Annotated in this window: 14 protein-coding genes; 9 read left to right on the top strand and 5 right to left on the bottom strand. The window is 67.2% G+C overall.

Annotation, left to right across the window (positions count from 1 at the left end; all coding sequences use genetic code 11):
• Positions 1 to 7 precede the first annotated feature (7 nt).
• Both argF and ACVMK0_RS07520 read right to left on the bottom strand, forming a co-directional pair.
• Positions 8 to 964, bottom strand: a complete 957-nt coding sequence (argF, locus tag ACVMK0_RS07525; RefSeq protein ID WP_476463420.1) for an ornithine carbamoyltransferase — start codon at positions 962 to 964, stop codon at positions 8 to 10.
• Between the two features lie 27 nt (positions 965 to 991).
• Positions 992 to 2,197: an acetylornithine/succinylornithine family transaminase gene (locus ACVMK0_RS07520; RefSeq protein WP_476463419.1), complete on the bottom strand. Its 1,206-nt coding sequence runs from the start codon at positions 2,195 to 2,197 to the stop codon at positions 992 to 994.
• Positions 2,198 to 2,442: 245 nt separating this feature from the next.
• On the opposite strand from ACVMK0_RS07520, the gene ACVMK0_RS07515 reads away from it, so the two are divergent.
• Entirely contained in the window at positions 2,443 to 2,787 is a 345-nt protein-coding gene (locus ACVMK0_RS07515) for a DUF3579 domain-containing protein (RefSeq protein ID WP_476463418.1), read from the top strand.
• A gap of 185 nt (positions 2,788 to 2,972) precedes the next feature.
• Here ACVMK0_RS07515 and rpsT read toward each other — a convergent pair whose 3' ends face one another.
• Positions 2,973 to 3,278 (bottom strand): 30S ribosomal protein S20, encoded by a 306-nt coding sequence (gene rpsT / locus ACVMK0_RS07510; RefSeq protein ID WP_250960108.1) that lies wholly within the window; start codon positions 3,276 to 3,278, stop codon positions 2,973 to 2,975.
• A 226-nt stretch (positions 3,279 to 3,504) separates the two neighbouring features.
• On the opposite strand from rpsT, the gene ACVMK0_RS07505 reads away from it, so the two are divergent.
• Complete coding sequence (locus ACVMK0_RS07505) at positions 3,505 to 4,647, top strand: fatty acid desaturase (RefSeq protein WP_476463417.1); 1,143 nt, start codon at positions 3,505 to 3,507, stop codon at positions 4,645 to 4,647.
• 150 nt (positions 4,648 to 4,797) lie between these two features.
• Complete coding sequence (locus tag ACVMK0_RS07500; protein ID WP_476463416.1) at positions 4,798 to 6,276, top strand: DEAD/DEAH box helicase; 1,479 nt, start codon at positions 4,798 to 4,800, stop codon at positions 6,274 to 6,276.
• Positions 6,277 to 6,288: 12 nt separating this feature from the next.
• Here ACVMK0_RS07500 and ACVMK0_RS07495 read toward each other — a convergent pair whose 3' ends face one another.
• The gene (locus ACVMK0_RS07495) at positions 6,289 to 7,128 is read right to left on the bottom strand and encodes a symmetrical bis(5'-nucleosyl)-tetraphosphatase (RefSeq protein WP_476463415.1); all 840 of its coding nucleotides are present in this window, start codon (positions 7,126 to 7,128) and stop codon (positions 6,289 to 6,291) included.
• An 11-nt stretch (positions 7,129 to 7,139) separates the two neighbouring features.
• Between ACVMK0_RS07495 and ACVMK0_RS07490 the strand changes: the two genes are divergently transcribed.
• The 6 genes from ACVMK0_RS07490 to ACVMK0_RS07465 all read left to right on the top strand — a co-directional run bounded on the left by ACVMK0_RS07490 (position 7,140) and on the right by ACVMK0_RS07465 (position 13,335).
• Positions 7,140 to 8,525: a hemolysin family protein gene (locus tag ACVMK0_RS07490; protein ID WP_476463414.1), complete on the top strand. Its 1,386-nt coding sequence runs from the start codon at positions 7,140 to 7,142 to the stop codon at positions 8,523 to 8,525.
• 47 nt (positions 8,526 to 8,572) lie between these two features.
• Positions 8,573 to 9,364: an SDR family oxidoreductase gene (locus ACVMK0_RS07485; protein ID WP_045535994.1), complete on the top strand. Its 792-nt coding sequence runs from the start codon at positions 8,573 to 8,575 to the stop codon at positions 9,362 to 9,364.
• Between the two features lie 127 nt (positions 9,365 to 9,491).
• Entirely contained in the window at positions 9,492 to 10,508 is a 1,017-nt protein-coding gene (locus ACVMK0_RS07480; RefSeq protein ID WP_045535992.1) for an NADP-dependent oxidoreductase, read from the top strand.
• 87 nt (positions 10,509 to 10,595) lie between these two features.
• Positions 10,596 to 11,423, top strand: coding sequence for an HDOD domain-containing protein (locus ACVMK0_RS07475; protein WP_476463413.1), 828 nt, complete (start codon positions 10,596 to 10,598; stop codon positions 11,421 to 11,423).
• A gap of 17 nt (positions 11,424 to 11,440) precedes the next feature.
• Entirely contained in the window at positions 11,441 to 12,253 is an 813-nt protein-coding gene (locus tag ACVMK0_RS07470) for an HDOD domain-containing protein (protein WP_476463412.1), read from the top strand.
• A gap of 11 nt (positions 12,254 to 12,264) precedes the next feature.
• Positions 12,265 to 13,335 (top strand): phospholipase, encoded by a 1,071-nt coding sequence (locus ACVMK0_RS07465; RefSeq protein WP_476464662.1) that lies wholly within the window; start codon positions 12,265 to 12,267, stop codon positions 13,333 to 13,335.
• Between the two features lie 16 nt (positions 13,336 to 13,351).
• On the opposite strand, the gene ACVMK0_RS07460 is transcribed toward ACVMK0_RS07465, so the two are convergent.
• Positions 13,352 to 14,503: an iron-containing alcohol dehydrogenase gene (locus ACVMK0_RS07460; protein WP_476463411.1), complete on the bottom strand. Its 1,152-nt coding sequence runs from the start codon at positions 14,501 to 14,503 to the stop codon at positions 13,352 to 13,354.
• Between the last annotated feature and the right edge of the window lie 9 nt (positions 14,504 to 14,512).

The following is a 14,512-nucleotide window of genomic DNA, read 5'->3' as shown; positions in this document are numbered from 1 at the left end:
TTTGGGCTCACTGCCGGCCCAGCAGCAGGTATTCCATCAGGGCTTTTTGTACGTGCATGCGGTTTTCGGCCTCGTCCCAAACCACGCTCTGCGGGCCGTCGATCACTTCGGCCGCCACTTCTTCGCCGCGGTGCGCGGGCAGGCAGTGCATGAACAGCGCCTTGGGGTGGGCCTGCGCCATCAGCTGTGGGGTCACGCACCAAGCGCCAAAGGCGTGCTGGCGTGCGGCGTTTTCGGCTTCAAAACCCATGCTGGTCCAGACGTCGGTGGTCACCAGATCGGCGCCGGCGCAGGCCTGCAGCGGGTCGTCAAACACCTGCCAGCAGTTGGCCGCAGCGGCCACGCCCGCGATTTCGGGTTTGACCTCGTAGCCGCTGGGGGTGCTCACGCGCACGCCAAAGCCCAGAATCTGTGCCGCCTGCAGCCAGGTGTTGGCCATGTTGTTGCCGTCGCCCACCCAAGCCACCGTCATGCCGCGCAGCGCGCCCACGTCGAGCGTGCCGTCGGCGCGCCGGCCGCGGTGCTCGAGCCAGGTAAACAGATCGGCCAGAATCTGGCAGGGGTGGAATTCGTTCGTCAGGCCGTTGATCACCGGCACGCGCGAGTGCGCGGCAAAGCGCTCGATCTTGCTCTGCTCGTAGGTGCGGATCATCACCAAGTCGGTCATGCGGCTGATGACGCGCGCGCTGTCTTCGATCGGCTCGGCGCGCCCAAGCTGGCTGTCGCCGGTGGTCAGGTGCACCACGCTGCCGCCCAGCTGGTACATGCCGGCCTCGAAACTGACGCGGGTGCGCGTGCTGGCCTTCTCGAAAATCATGGCCAGGGTACGGTCGCACAGGCTGTGGTGCTTTTGGTAGGTTTTGAACTTGTGCTTGATCAGCCAGGCGCGCTCAAACAGGTAGGCGTACTCGGCGGCCGTGAAATCCTTGAACTGTAGGTAGTGCTTGATGGCGGTGGCTGACATGGAGGGCGCTCTGAAGGGTGGGTGGGTTTAGGCGGCCAGGGGCTCAGCCAGCAGTCGCTTGATCTGGGGCACGAGCAGGGCCACGATCTCGTCGGCCTCGGCGCCGCTCAAAATCAGCGGCGGCACCAGCCGCACCACGCGCTCGGCGGTGACGCTGATGAGCAGCCCGGCTTCGGCGCAGCGCTCGACCAGCACGGCGCAGGGGCGATCGAGCTCGATGCCGACCATCAGCCCCTTGCCGCGCACCGCGCGCACGCCGGGCTCGTGCATGAGCTGGGTGCTGAGCAGGGTCTGCAACTGAAAACCGACCTTGGCCGCGTGCTCGAGCAGGCCGTCTTCTTCCATGATGCGGATGGTCTCGATGCCGGCGCGCAGCGCCAGCGGGTTGCCACCAAAGGTGCTGCCGTGGTTGCCGGGCTGGAACAGCTGCGCGGCTTTGGGGCCCGCCACCACGGCGCCGATCGGCACCCCCGAGCCCAACCCCTTGGCCAGCGGCATGACGTCGGGCAATATGCCGGCCCACTGGTGCGCAAACCACTTGCCGGTGCGCCCCATGCCGCACTGCACTTCGTCGATCATCAGCAGCCAGTCGTTGGCGTCGCACAGGGCGCGCACCTGCTGCAGGTAGTCGGCGCTGGCCGGGTGCACACCGCCTTCGCCCTGAATGGCCTCGAGGAACACCGCCACCACGTTCGGGTTGCCAGCGGTGGCGCGGCGGATGGCCTCGGCGTCGTTGAGCGGCACGCGGATGAAGCCCTCGACCAGCGGTTCAAAGCCGGCCTGCACCTTGGGGTTGCCGGTGGCGCTCAAAGTGGCGATGGAGCGTCCATGAAAAGCCTTTTCATAGACCACGACCTCGGGCCGTGCGATGCCTTTGTTGTGACCAAATTTGCGCGCCAGCTTGAGCGCGGCCTCGTTGGCCTCGAGCCCGCTGGAGCAGAAAAACACATTGCTCAGGCCCGAGCGCTCGACCAGCAGCCGCGCCAGCTGCTCGGTGTAGCGGTGGTGGTAGTAGTTGCTGATGTGCATCAGGGTGCCGATCTGCTCTTTCAAGGCTGGCACCAGCTTGGGGTGCGCGTGCCCGAGCGTATTGACGGCAATGCCGCCCAGCGCATCGAGGTAGGCCTTGCCGTGCACGTCCCAGACGCGGCAACCCTTGCCGTGCGAGAGCTCGATCGGCAAGCGGCCGTAGGTGTTCATGACGTGCGGTTGCACCGGGGCGGCTGGCAGCATGGATCGAGTCCTGATCGAAAAGTGGGTGAGAAGAAGAAAGCAGGGCGATGCCCGGCCCTCGGCACTGCCAAGGATTAAAACGAACATTGTAGGCGCAGCTTGAGGGGCAGAGGCGGGGAAGCCGCGCACAAGTCTTATATAAGATAGAATACTTGCATCCACCCATCGGTCTCTACCGGTTCTCCACGTGCAGCGAGCGATCCTCGGCGGCCGCTGGCGAGCCACCCTTTAAGGCCTGAACCCAAATGGTCTCCCCGAGCGCCAATGAAGTCTTCATTCAGGGCCGCACCCGCAGCGGCAAACCCTTTCGCCCCAGCGACTGGGCCGAGCGCTTATCCGGGGTGATGAGCCCTTTTCACCCAGCAGGGCGGATGCCGGGCGCGCACTTGGGCTACTCGCCTTGGTGCAATCCGAAGGTGATCAACGGCGTCAAGTGCGTGGTGCTCAACACCGCCTTGCGCGACTACGACCCCATGGCCTGGGACTTTGTGATTGGCTTCGCACGCGACAACGAGCTGGAGGTGGTGGAGGCGTGTTTGCTGCCTGATGAGGGGTCTATCGGCCCAATACCTAGCGTTCCGACCCCATAAGCCAGACCTCGAGCGCTGCAGCGCCGCCAGCCCATGGCGGACAGGCGTTTGGCAAAACAAAAAACCGCCTTAAGAGGCGGTTTTTTGTTGGTGAGCGGGATTTGCTGGCAGCGCACCCGGTTCAAACGGCAGGCGGTGCGGGGGTTAAGCAGCCCCCGAGCCTGGGCGGTCGGTCTGGCTGGTGCTCAGGCCGCTGCGGCGCTGGTGGCCAGGGCCTTGACTTTGGCCGACAGGCGGCTCTTGTCGCGGGCGGCCTTGTTTTTGTGGAAAATGCCTTTGTCGGCGACCGTGTCCACCACGCTTTGCATCTGGGCAAAGAGCGCGCTGGCTTGGCTCTTGTCGCCAGCCAGCACGGCCTTCTCGACCTTCTTGACGGCGGTGCGGTACTTGGAGCGCAGGGAGGTGTTGGCGGCGTTGAGTTTGACGTCTTGGCGCGCGCGTTTGCGGCCTGAGGCCAGACGGGGGTTCTTTTTCTTCGGCTTGGTGGCCATGTGTGGGTTCCTTAAGTGGTTTGTGGATGTTGCCAGCAAAACCCTGCATTATAGGCCTCTGCCACCGCTTGGGGCTAGGAATAGACTGCTGTTTTTTGCAGTCTTTGATCGCGGTCAAGCTGCTGTAAGGGCGGGCAGGATAGAATATTCTGGTGCAGTTTTTGGCTGCCTGCAAATGTGTCTGCCACGGCCTGTGTGCTGACATTTTTATCCCTTGCTTTCCTCGATGCACACCACACCAGACCCCCTAAGCGGCGTGCAGCCGCTCCCAGCCGCAGCCTCTGCTGCCCCTGAGCGCCCGGTTCCTGCTGGGGCCCCGCTGCCGCACCGCAAGGTCATCCGCGGCTGGATCACGCCGTTGGCCGAGCGCCGCACCGCCATCGCGGTGGCGCTGCTGGTGCTCGATTGGGCCATTTTTGCTGCCCTGATCGCCGGCACCATTTTGCTCCAGGCTTGGTGGGCCAAGCTGCTGTGCGCGCTGGCGGCGGGTTTCGTGATCGGGCGCCTGTTCATCATCGGGCACGATGCCTGCCACCAGAGCTACACCCCGCACCGCGGCCTGAACCGGGTGCTGGGGCGCATCGCCATGATCCCCTCGCTCACCCCCTACAGCCTGTGGGAAGTGGGCCACAACGTGGTGCACCATGGCTACACCAACCTCAAGGGCGTCGATTTCGTCTGGGCGCCGCTGACCAAAGCCGAGTTCGAAGCGCTCTCGCCTGGCCGCCGCGCCCTCGAGCGCATCTACCGCAGCGGCTGGGGCCCGGCGCTGTACTACCTGATCGAAATGTGGTGGCTGCGCATGTTTTTCCCGCGCAAAACCTACATGGGGACGCAGCGGCGCGAGTTCATTTGGGATGGGGTCTTCGTTTCGGCGGTGGCGCTGCTGTGGATCGCCGGCCTCGTGTGGGCGGCGCTGGCCACCGGGCAGGCGGTGTGGCTGCTGGTCGTCATGGGCTTCGTGGTGCCGTTCCTGTTTTGGAACGCCATGATCGGCTTCGTGGTCTATGTGCACCACACCCACACCAGCGTGCAGTGGCACGACGACAAACACCTCTGGGCCAAGGCCGCACCCTTCGTTTCAACCACCGTGCACCTGAAGTTTCCCTACCAAATCGGTGCGTTGGTGCACCACATCATGGAGCACACCGCGCACCATGTGGACATGAGCGTGCCGCTGTACAAGCTCAAAGAGGCGCAGCAAAAGCTCGAAGACATGCTGCCCGGGCGCATCATCGTGCAGCAGTTCAGCTGGCGCTGGTACTTCGAGACCGCGCGCAAGTGCAAGCTCTACGACTTCACCCAGCGCTGCTGGACCGACTTCCAGGGCCGCCCGACCAGCGCGCAGGCGCCTTCGTACGCCGTTTGAGCCGAGCCGCCGTTTTCTTGAGCCCCTTCTCTGGCGCGGCTCAGTTACGGTTGGGTTGAGGTTGATCGTCCTATCGCGTTGCGGCCGCGCAACATCTCGCCCGTTTGCGTTTTTTGCTTTGTCACGATGTGGTGCGACAATCCGCCTTAGATGAATCCTGCTTTTTTTGAACTCTCGCTGGCCGAGCCGCTGGCCCGTGCCGTAGCCGAACTCGGCTTCACTTCCATGACGCCGATCCAGGCGCAGGCCATTCCGGTGGTGCTGCAAGGCCGTGACGTGATGGGCGCGGCCCAGACCGGCACCGGCAAAACCGCCGCCTTCTCCTTGCCGCTGCTGCAGCGCCTGCTCAAGCACGCCAGCGCCTCCACCTCGCCGGCGCGGCATCCGGTGCGGGCACTGGTGCTGCTGCCCACGCGCGAGCTGGCGGTGCAGGTGGCGCAACAGATTGAGCTCTACGCCAAATACACCGATCTGCGCAGCACGGTGGTGTTTGGTGGCATGGACATGAAGCCGCAAACCGCCGAACTCAAGCGCGGCGTCGAGGTGCTGGTGGCCACGCCCGGGCGGCTGCTGGACCACATCGAGGCCAAAAACTGCGTGCTCAACCAAGTGGAATACGTGGTGCTCGACGAAGCCGACCGCATGCTCGACATCGGCTTCTTGCCCGACTTGCAGCGCATCCTGTCGTATTTGCCCAAGCAGCGCACCACCTTGTTGTTCTCGGCCACTTTCTCGACCGAAATCAAGCGCTTGGCCTCGAGCTACCTGCAAGACCCGGTGACCATCGAGGTCGCGCGCTCCAACGCCACCGCTGCCACCATCGAGCAGCGCTTTTACCGCATCGAAGAAAACGACAAGCTGCAGGCGCTCAAACAGGTGCTGCGCGAGCGCGAGATCGGCCAATCGTTTGTGTTCGTCAACAGCAAGCTCGGCTGTGCGCGGCTGGCGCGCACACTCGAGCGCGACGGCTTCGTGACCACGGCGCTGCACGGCGACAAGAGCCAAGACGAACGCCTCAAAGCCCTCGAGGCCTTCAAAAGCGGCGCGGTGCAGCTGCTGGTGTGCACCGATGTGGCGGCACGCGGGCTGGACATCAAAGACGTGCCGGCGGTGTTCAACTTCGACATCCCCTTCAACGCCGAAGACTACGTGCACCGCATTGGCCGCACGGGTCGTGCTGGGTCGTCTGGGCAGTCTTTTTCTTTTGTCAGTGGGCGCGATGCCAAGTCGCTGGCCGACATCGAAAAACTGCTCGGAAAAAAGATCGAAATCGAGCCGCTGGAGCTCGAATCCGACCGTCGCCGCTTCGGTGGCGAGCCGGGCCGCATCAACGACGGCCAGCGCCTCTGGCACGACCCGCGTGGCAGCAGCGAGGTGCGCGCCCTGCGCCCGCAGCGGGCAGCGCGACCGGCCGCCGACCCGTTCTTTGAGCAGCCCTACCAGCCCAAGCTGGCACCCGAGGCCAAGCCCGAGTGGGAGCTGCAGTCTGCCAAGGCAGGCACGGGGGCGCGCACCGGTTCGCCGTTCATCCGCTCCAAACGCAAGGTGGCGGCTTTGTTCAAGGCTGCGGTTGTGGTCGAGTCTGGCGCTGCATGCGAGCAACTGCCCAATCCCGAGCCGGTTTCCTGAGCGGCCGGGTTTTCAGCGCCCCGGCTTTTGTTCCTGCGGGCATTGCACCTTGATGATTTGCGGCGTATGCGTCGAAGCGGCTGCGGACAACCGGGCCGCGCTCAGGCAGCCGCCCCAGACGCAGCCGGTGTCGAGCGCCAGCAAATCGGGCCGCTTCAGCGGCCCCAGCGTGGACCAATGACCGAAAGCGATCGGGGTGCCAGCCGTCAGGCGGCCCGGCACCTCGAACCATGGCAGGTAGCCGTCAGGCGCGGCGGCGGAGCTGTCTTTGCTGGCGAACTCCATGCTGCCGTCGGCGCGGCAAAAGCGCAGCCGCGTGAGCGCATTCACCACCACGCGCCAGCGCTCAGTGCCTTGCAGCTCGTCGCTCCAGCGCTCGGGCTGGTCGCCGTACATGTGCTGCAAAAAATGCCCGAACTCGGGCCCGGCCAGCTGCTGCGCCACCTCGGCGGCCAGCGCCAGCGTCTGCGCTGCCGTCCACTGCGGCAGCACGCCGGCGTGCACCAGCAGCCAGCCCTGCACCTGCAGGGCCAGCGGGCGCTGGCGCAGCCAATCCAGCAGGGCGTGCACGTCGCTGGCTTGCAGCACGTCGCCAAAGCTGTCATGGCGGCTGGCGCGTCGCACCCCGTGCGCCACCGCCAGCAGGTGCAGGTCGTGGTTGCCCAGCAGGCAGTGCGCGGCGCCTTCGAGGGCGCGCAGGCGCCGCAGCACCGCCAGCGAGGCCGGGCCGCGGTTGACCAGATCGCCCAGCAGGTAGAGCGTGTCGCGGCTGGGCGAAAAATCGATTTTGTGCAGCAAGCGCTGCAAGGCGGCGTCGCAGCCCTGTACGTCGCCGATCAAGTAATTAGGCATAAACCGCGATTATGGACGCCCTGCTGATCCTGTTTTTGATTCTGCTCAATGGCGCTTTTGCCATGTCGGAGCTGGCCTTGGCCTCGAGCCGCAAGGCGCGCCTGCTGGCGCTGGCCGAAAGCGGCGACCGCGGCGCCCAGACCGCGCTCAACCTGATGGACAACCCGACCCAGTTTTTGTCCTCGGTGCAGGTGGGCATCACCTCGATCGGCATGCTCAACGGCATCGTGGGCGAGGCCGCGTACAGCGACGACTTGGCCGCCGTCCTGCTTGGCTGGGGCTTGTCCGAGGGCACGGCCAGCGTCACCTCGACGGTGCTGGTGGTGTTGGTCATCACCTTCATCACCATCGTCTTTGGCGAACTGGTGCCCAAGCGCATCGGCCAAATCTACCCCGAAACCGTTTCGCGCTGGATCGCGCGCCCCATGACGCTGGTGGCCCAAGCGACCAAGCCCTTCGTCTGGCTGCTCACCCACACCACCCAGGCCACGCTCAAGCTGCTGCGCATCGACAACGCCGCCGTGCAGCAAGTCACCGAGGCCGAGATCGACGCCAGCCTGCAAGAGGGCGTGGGCGCCGGCATCATCGAGGCCAACGAGCACCAGATGGTGCGCAACGTCTTTTTGCTCGACGACCGGCCGCTGACCTCGATCATGGTGCCGCGCCCCGACGTGCTCTGGCTCGACGTGGCCGCGCCGCTGGCCGCAGCGCTCGATGCGGCGCAACGCGGCGGCCATTCGTGGTACCCGGTCTGCCGCGGCGGCCTGCACGAGGTGCTGGGCGTGATCCACCTGCCGCAACTGGTGGCGCTGGCCTTCGCCGAACAGGGTTTGGGCGCTGGGCTGGGCGCCGGGGGCGCGGCTGGTGGCGATGAAGCCGTTGCGGCGGGTGCGGCTGGTGCGACTGCTGCGGCGCCGCACTGGGCCAGCCAAGCGCGCGCCCCGGTGTTCGTGCCCGAAACCCTGAGCGGCATGGAAATGCTCGAGCAGTTCCGTGCGCGCGCCACCCGCATGGCCTTTGTGGTCGATGAGTACGGCGAGGTGCAGGGCGTGCTCACGCCGCTGGACTTGCTCGAAGCCATCACCGGCGAGCTCTCGCCCGAGACGCCGCTCAAGGCTTGGGCCACGCCGCAGCCGGACGGCTCGTGGCTGGTCGATGGCGCCATGCCGGCGCACGAGCTCAAGGTGCGCCTAGACATCGACGCGCTGCCCGACGAGGACAAAGAGCGTTACAACACCGTCGGCGGCCTGATGCAGACCGTGGCCGGCGAGCTGCTCAACGAGGGCGAAGCGGTGCAGGTGGCCGGCTGGCAATTCACCGTGCAGCGGCTCGATGGGCGCCGCATCGACGAGGTGCGGGTGCGCCGTGTCGTGCAGGTGTCAGCTTCCGGCGCCTGATTGGGTTAGGGTCGGAGCCTCGATCAACGACCCAGGAGACTCCACCCATGACACGCACGGTGCAACAACTGTTCGACCTCAGCGGCCAGACGGCGCTGGTAACCGGGGGCTCGCGCGGCCTCGGGCTGCAAATGGCCCAAGCCCTAGGCGAGGCCGGTGCGCGCGTGCTGCTGGTGGCGCGCAAGCGCGATGAACTCGACGAAGCGGCGCAGCGGCTCCAGGCGCAAGGGGTCGAGGCGCAGTGGATCGTGGCCGACTGCGCCCAGCAGGCCGATCTGCAGCGGCTTGGCGCCGAGGCGCTGCAGCGCCTGGGCGCGGTCGATGTGCTGGTCAACAACGCCGGCGCCGCCTGGGGCGCACCGGCCGAGGAGCACCCGGTCGAGGCCTGGGACAAGGTGATGAACCTCAATGTGCGCGGCTATTTTCTGCTGAGCCAATACCTGGCCCGGCACTGCATGATCGCGCGCCGCCGCGGCAGCATCATCAATCTGGCGTCGATCGCGGGCCTGGGCGGCAACCCGCGCGGCATGAACACCATCGCCTACAACACCTCGAAGGGCGCGGTGCTCAACTTCACCCGCGCGCTGGCGGCCGAGTGGGGCCCGCATGGCATCCGCGTCAACGCCATTTGCCCGGGCTTCTTCCCCAGCCGCATGACGCGCGGCACGCTGGAGGCGCTGGGCGAGGAGCGGCTGGCCGGGCACGCGCCGCTGGGCCGCTTGGGCGACGACGAAGACCTCAAGGGCCTGACCGTGCTGCTGGCGTCGGCCGCGGGCAAGCACATCACGGGCCAGTGGCTGGCGGTCGATGGCGGCGTGAGCGCCGTCGTCGGGGGCTGAAGTGAAACTGGCCCCCACGCTCGCTGCGCTCGCTGCCCCCCCAAGGGGGCGCTTCAGTGGCTTCGGGCGGCCGGGCGCCACTAAGAGGCTGACACGCTCACACGCAACCATCACAAGGAACATTGCCATGACCACCAACACCCGCATCGTGCTCGCTGCGCGCCCGCAAGGCCAAGCCGGCTTGGAGCATTTCAGGCTCGAAACCGTCGCCCTCGAACCCTTGCAAGAGGGTCAGGTGCGGGTGCGGCACCATTACCTGAGCCTCGACCCCTACATGCGCGGGCGCATGAACGAGGGCAAGAGCTACGCCGCGCCGCAGCCGCTCAACGAGGTGATGATCGGCGGCACGGTGGGCGAGGTGATCGAGAGCCGCCACCCGCGCTACACCCCCGGTGACTGGGTGGTCGGCATGGGCGGCTGGCAACAGATCGGCGTGGTCGATGCCAACCAGGTCGGCGCCCTGCACAAGGTCGATCCCACCCACGTGCCCCTGAGCCACTACCTGGGCGCGGTGGGTATGCCGGGCGTAACGGCTTGGTACGGGCTGGTGCGCATCATCGACCCCCAGCCGGGGCAGACGGTGACCGTGAGCGCGGCCAGCGGCGCCGTGGGCAGCGCGGTGGGGGTGCTGGCCAAGGCGCGCGGCTGTCGCGTGGTGGGCATTGCGGGCGGCCCGGACAAATGCGCCTACGTGCGCGAGGAACTCGGCTTTGACGACTGCATCGACCACCGCCGCTACCCCGATTACCTCGCGCTGGCGCAGGCGCTCAAGGCCGCCTGCCCGCAGGGCATCGACGGGCATTTCGAGAACGTGGGTGGGGCCGTGCTCGACGCTGCGCTGCTGCGCAGCAACGCCTTTGCCCGCTTTGCCATCTGCGGCATGATCGCAGGCTACGAAGGCCAGCCGCTGCCGCTGCTGAACCCGGCGCTGATCCTGGTCAACCGCCTGCGCGTGCAGGGCTTCATCGTGAGCGAGCAAATGCAGGACTGGCCGCCGGCGCTGGCCGAGCTCGGGCAACTGGTGGGCAGCGGGCGTTTCCGGCCGCGCGAGACGATCGCCCAAGGCATCGAGTCGGCCCCGGCGGCCTTTCTGGGCCTGCTCAAGGGCCACAACTTTGGCAAGCAGTTGGTGCGGCTGATTTGATGAAGGGCAGGGCAGGGCAAGGCCGTGGGGCCTGGCGCACTGGCTCCACTATACTGCCCAGTCTAGATCCCCCTACCCAGCGCCCCCATGCAACTCGACGAACTTCTGGCGCAAGCCAAGGCACTGCCCAGCATCCCGCGTGTGGTGTCCGAGGTGTCGGCCGAGCTCAACACAGAGGAGCCCGATGCGCGCCGCATCAGCGAGGCGATCGGCACCGACCCGGCCCTCACCGCGCGGCTGCTCAAGTTGGCCAATTCGGCTTTTTTTGGCCTGTCGCGCGAAATTCTGAGTGTGCAAGACGCCGTCAACATCCTGGGCTTTAGCCAATTGCGCACCACGGTGCAGGCGGTGGCGCTGGGGCGCAGTTTCAAGGCAGTGCCTGGCGTCAATCTCGAGCAGTTCTGGCGCTACAGCCTCAACAGCGCCAAAATCTGCCGCACCCTGGCGCGCAGCATGCGACTAAACGAGGGCGCGGCTTTCACCGCCGGCTTGGTGCACGCGGTGGGCGATCTGGTGCTGCACATCGGCCTGCCCGAGGTCGTCGCGCGCATCGACTGGAGCGTCTCGCCCTTCGACATGAAACGCGCCGAGGCCGAGCGCGCCGTGTTGGGCTACACCTACGCCGACGTGAGCGCCGCCTTCGCCGCCAAGTGGGATTTTCCCGATTTGATCGTGCGTGCGCTGCAGCACCAGTTGCTGCCCTTTGAGGGCGATGTGTACGAACCGCTGGCCGGCATCGTGCACATGGCGGCATGGCGCGCGCGCGCGCAAGAGATCAACCTCGACCGCGAGGGCCTGGCCGCCACCTTCCCCGAAGTGGTGGCGATTCTGCTCGGGCTCGACCTCGACATGGTGCTCGACAAAGACCCGAGCGAATGGACTTCGGCTGGCGAACTGTCGGCCTTTTTGGGCTGATGAGGCTTGAGCACCCGATGCGACTCGATGAACTGCTGCGCCAACCCCAAAGCCTGCCGGTGGTGCCCGAGCTGGCGGCCAAGCTGATCCAGACCTTCGAGTTCGACGAGGTCGATTTCGACGCTCTGGCGCGCGACATCGAGCACGATCCGGTGCTCACGGCGCGCCTGTTGCGGCAGGCCAATTCCTCCTTTTTTGCCCTGCTAAACCCGGTCGGCACGGTGCGCGAGGCGATTGCGGTGCTGGGGCTCAACAAGGTGCGTGCGCTGGTCATCGCTGCGGCCCTGAATGCCAGCTTTCACGCCGTGAGCGGCATCCACCTCGACAAATTCTGGCATTTCAGCTTTGCCGCCGCCACCGTGGCCCGGCTCCTGTGCACCCCGCGCCGGCTCGATGCCAACCTGGCCTTCACGGCGGCGCTGTTGCACGGCGTGGGCGAGTTGGTGCTGCACATGGGCATGCCCGAGGCCATGGCCAGCCTGAACCGGCGCTTGGACGTGTTTGCGCTCGAGCGCGCCGCAGTCGAGCGGCTGGCGCTGGGCTACAGCTACGCCGAAGCCGGTGCCGCCTTGGCTCAGCACTGGCGCCTGCCGCGCCTGCTGGTGACGGCCATCGCGCAGCACACCGAGCCGTTGGCGCCAGCCGAACAGGAGCCGCTGGCGGCGGTGGTGCACCTGGCCAGCTGGCGCGCGCGCCTGCTGCTGGCGGGCAACCGCGCCAACGAGCTGATCGACCACTACCCGGACGACGTGGGCGAGGCGCTGGGGCTGGACCCGGACCTGCTGGTGGCGCCCGACGTGGCCGGGCTGGACCGCTTGCCGGCGCTCTGATGGCGGCCGGTTTGCAGGCCTTGCGCCTCTACGCCGGCCCGGCGGCGCTGCGTCATCTGCACGCCCAAGGTTTGCAGGCGCGCGACGTGGGCATCGTCGCTGGGGCCGCCGGCGGCCCCAAGGGGCTGATTTTGGGGCCGCTGGACCGCTTCATCTTTGGCCATTGGCTGGCGCAGAGCACGCAGCCCATCGACCTGGTGGGCGCCTCGATCGGGGCCTGGCGCATGGCGACGGCCTGTTTGGACGATTGTGCGGCCGCCTTCGAGCGCTTCGAGCACGGCTACATCCGCCAGCAGTTCGAGCTGCCAGCGGGGCGCAAGCGGCCCACGGCGGCGCACGTGAGCGAGCGTTTTGCACACAACTTGCAGCTGTTCTACGCCGGCCGTGCGCAGCAGGTGCTGGCGCACCCACGCTACCGGCTGCATGTGCTCACGGCCCGCGGCCGCCACCTGCTGCGTCGCGAGGGGCGCTGGCGCACCCCGGCGGGCTATCTGGGCGCTTGGCTGAGCAACGCGCTGCACCGCCCGGCCTTGGGCGCTTGGCTGGAGCGGGTGGTGTTTTCGACCCCGGGGGCGGCCTTGCCCTTTGGTCGCACCGACCTGCGCACGCGGCAGGTTTGGCTCGACGAGTGCAACTGGCTGCCCGCGCTGCAAGCCAGTTGCTCGGTGCCGTTTGCCATGCAGGCGGTGCCCGACATCGCCGGCGCGCCCCCGGGCGCCTATTGGGACGGCGGCATCACCGACTACCACCTGCACCTGGACTGGCAGCGTGCGCCCGGCCTGGTGCTGTACCCGCATTTTCAGCGCCAACTGGTGCCTGGTTGGCTCGACAAGGCGCTCAAGTGGCGCCACCGCAGCACGGCGTTCCTAGACCGCACCCTGGTGCTGGCGCCGGACCCAGATTGGCTGCGCACGCTGCCCGATGGCAAGCTGCCCGATCGCAGCGATTTCGAGCGCTACGGCAGCGACCTGGCGGCGCGCATGCGCGCTTGGAGCGCAGCGGCGGCGGCGAGCCAGCAGCTGGCCGACGAATTCGCCGCCTGGCTGCAGCGGCCCGATCCGTCTGTGGTGCAGCCGCTGTAGCGCCTAGGCTGCGGTTTTACATCGATGCCTCGAGCAGGGCGCGGTAGTCGTCGGGGCTGGCCAAGCGCGGATTGCTTTGGTGGCAGTGGTCGGCCAGGGCGCCTGCGATCACGCGTTCGAACACCTCCGGGCCCACGCCGAGCGCCGCCAGTCCGCTGGGCAGGCCCAAGCGTGCATTGAGGGCGCGGATTGCCGGCCCGACGGCCTGCGGGTCGGTGCCCAAACCCATGGCCTGCGCCATGCGCTCCAACCGACGCTCTTGCTGCACCGCTTCGGCGCTGGCGTTGAAAGCCAGCACGGCGGGCAGAAACACCGCATTCAGGGTGCCGTGGTGCAGCCGCGGCAACACGCCGCCCAGGCTGTGGCTGAGCGAATGCACGCAGCCCAGCCCCTTTTGAAACGCCAGCGCGCCCTGCATGCTGGCGCTCATCATCTGCAGCCGCGCTTGGCGGTCGTGGCCGTCGCGGGTGGCGCGCTCGATGTGCGCCCAGCCGCGCGCCAGCCCGTCGAGCGCGATGCCGTCGGCCGGTGGGTTGAAGGCGCTGGCCATGAAGGTTTCCATGCAGTGCGCGATCGCGTCCATGCCGGTGGCGGCGGTGAGCAGCGGCGGCAGGCCGAGCGTGAGTTCGGGGTCGAGGATGGCCGCCTTGGGCAGCAGGTGCCAGCTGTGAAAGCCGAGCTTGCGCCCGTCATCGACGATCAGGATGGCGCCACGGGCCACTTCGCTGCCGGTGCCGGCGGTGGTGGGCACGGCGATCAGGGGTGGCAGCTGGGCGCTGATTTTGGCCGAGCCGCCCTCGATGGTGGCGTAAGCCTTGAGCGGCCCCGGGTGCGCGAGCGCGATCGCCACGCCCTTGGCACAGTCGATGGCGCTGCCGCCGCCGAGCGCGATCAGGCCGTCGCAGCGCTCCTGTCCATACACCGCCGCGGCGGCGCGCACGGCGGCCTCGGTCGGGTTGCTGGGGGTGGCGTCGAACACCGCGTGCGGCAGGGCAGCGCCGCCTTGGCCCAAGGCCACCACGGCGCGCTCCAGCAGCCCGGCGGCGCGCACCCCGGCGTCGGTGACGATCAGCGGTCGCTGGATGCCCACGCGATCGCACTCGTTGGCCAGCAGGCGCAGGGCACCGAGCTCGATCTGGATCTGGGTCAGGTAAAAAATCTGGGCCATGGGGGTGGT

Source organism: Serpentinimonas sp. SSL01, assembly GCF_056323735.1.
This window is presented reverse-complemented; position numbering and strand designations above follow the sequence as displayed.

What these genes read in the sequence shown, in the direction of transcription:
- ACVMK0_RS07475 (WP_476463413.1), top strand. Translation starts at nt 10,596, where the DNA reads ATGCAACTCGACGAACTTCTGGCGCAAGCCAAGGCACTGCCCAGCATC.
- ACVMK0_RS07520 (WP_476463419.1), bottom strand. Translation starts at nt 2,197, where the DNA reads ATGCTGCCAGCCGCCCCGGTGCAACCGCACGTCATGAACACCTACGGC.
- rpsT (WP_250960108.1), bottom strand. Translation starts at nt 3,278, where the DNA reads ATGGCCACCAAGCCGAAGAAAAAGAACCCCCGTCTGGCCTCAGGCCGC.
- ACVMK0_RS07495 (WP_476463415.1), bottom strand. Translation starts at nt 7,128, where the DNA reads ATGCCTAATTACTTGATCGGCGACGTACAGGGCTGCGACGCCGCCTTG.
- ACVMK0_RS07470 (WP_476463412.1), top strand. Translation starts at nt 11,441, where the DNA reads ATGCGACTCGATGAACTGCTGCGCCAACCCCAAAGCCTGCCGGTGGTG.
- argF (WP_476463420.1), bottom strand. Translation starts at nt 964, where the DNA reads ATGTCAGCCACCGCCATCAAGCACTACCTACAGTTCAAGGATTTCACG.
- ACVMK0_RS07485 (WP_045535994.1), top strand. Translation starts at nt 8,573, where the DNA reads ATGACACGCACGGTGCAACAACTGTTCGACCTCAGCGGCCAGACGGCG.
- ACVMK0_RS07515 (WP_476463418.1), top strand. Translation starts at nt 2,443, where the DNA reads ATGGTCTCCCCGAGCGCCAATGAAGTCTTCATTCAGGGCCGCACCCGC.
- ACVMK0_RS07460 (WP_476463411.1), bottom strand. Translation starts at nt 14,503, where the DNA reads ATGGCCCAGATTTTTTACCTGACCCAGATCCAGATCGAGCTCGGTGCC.
- ACVMK0_RS07490 (WP_476463414.1), top strand. Translation starts at nt 7,140, where the DNA reads ATGGACGCCCTGCTGATCCTGTTTTTGATTCTGCTCAATGGCGCTTTT.
- ACVMK0_RS07500 (WP_476463416.1), top strand. Translation starts at nt 4,798, where the DNA reads ATGAATCCTGCTTTTTTTGAACTCTCGCTGGCCGAGCCGCTGGCCCGT.
- ACVMK0_RS07505 (WP_476463417.1), top strand. Translation starts at nt 3,505, where the DNA reads ATGCACACCACACCAGACCCCCTAAGCGGCGTGCAGCCGCTCCCAGCC.
- ACVMK0_RS07480 (WP_045535992.1), top strand. Translation starts at nt 9,492, where the DNA reads ATGACCACCAACACCCGCATCGTGCTCGCTGCGCGCCCGCAAGGCCAA.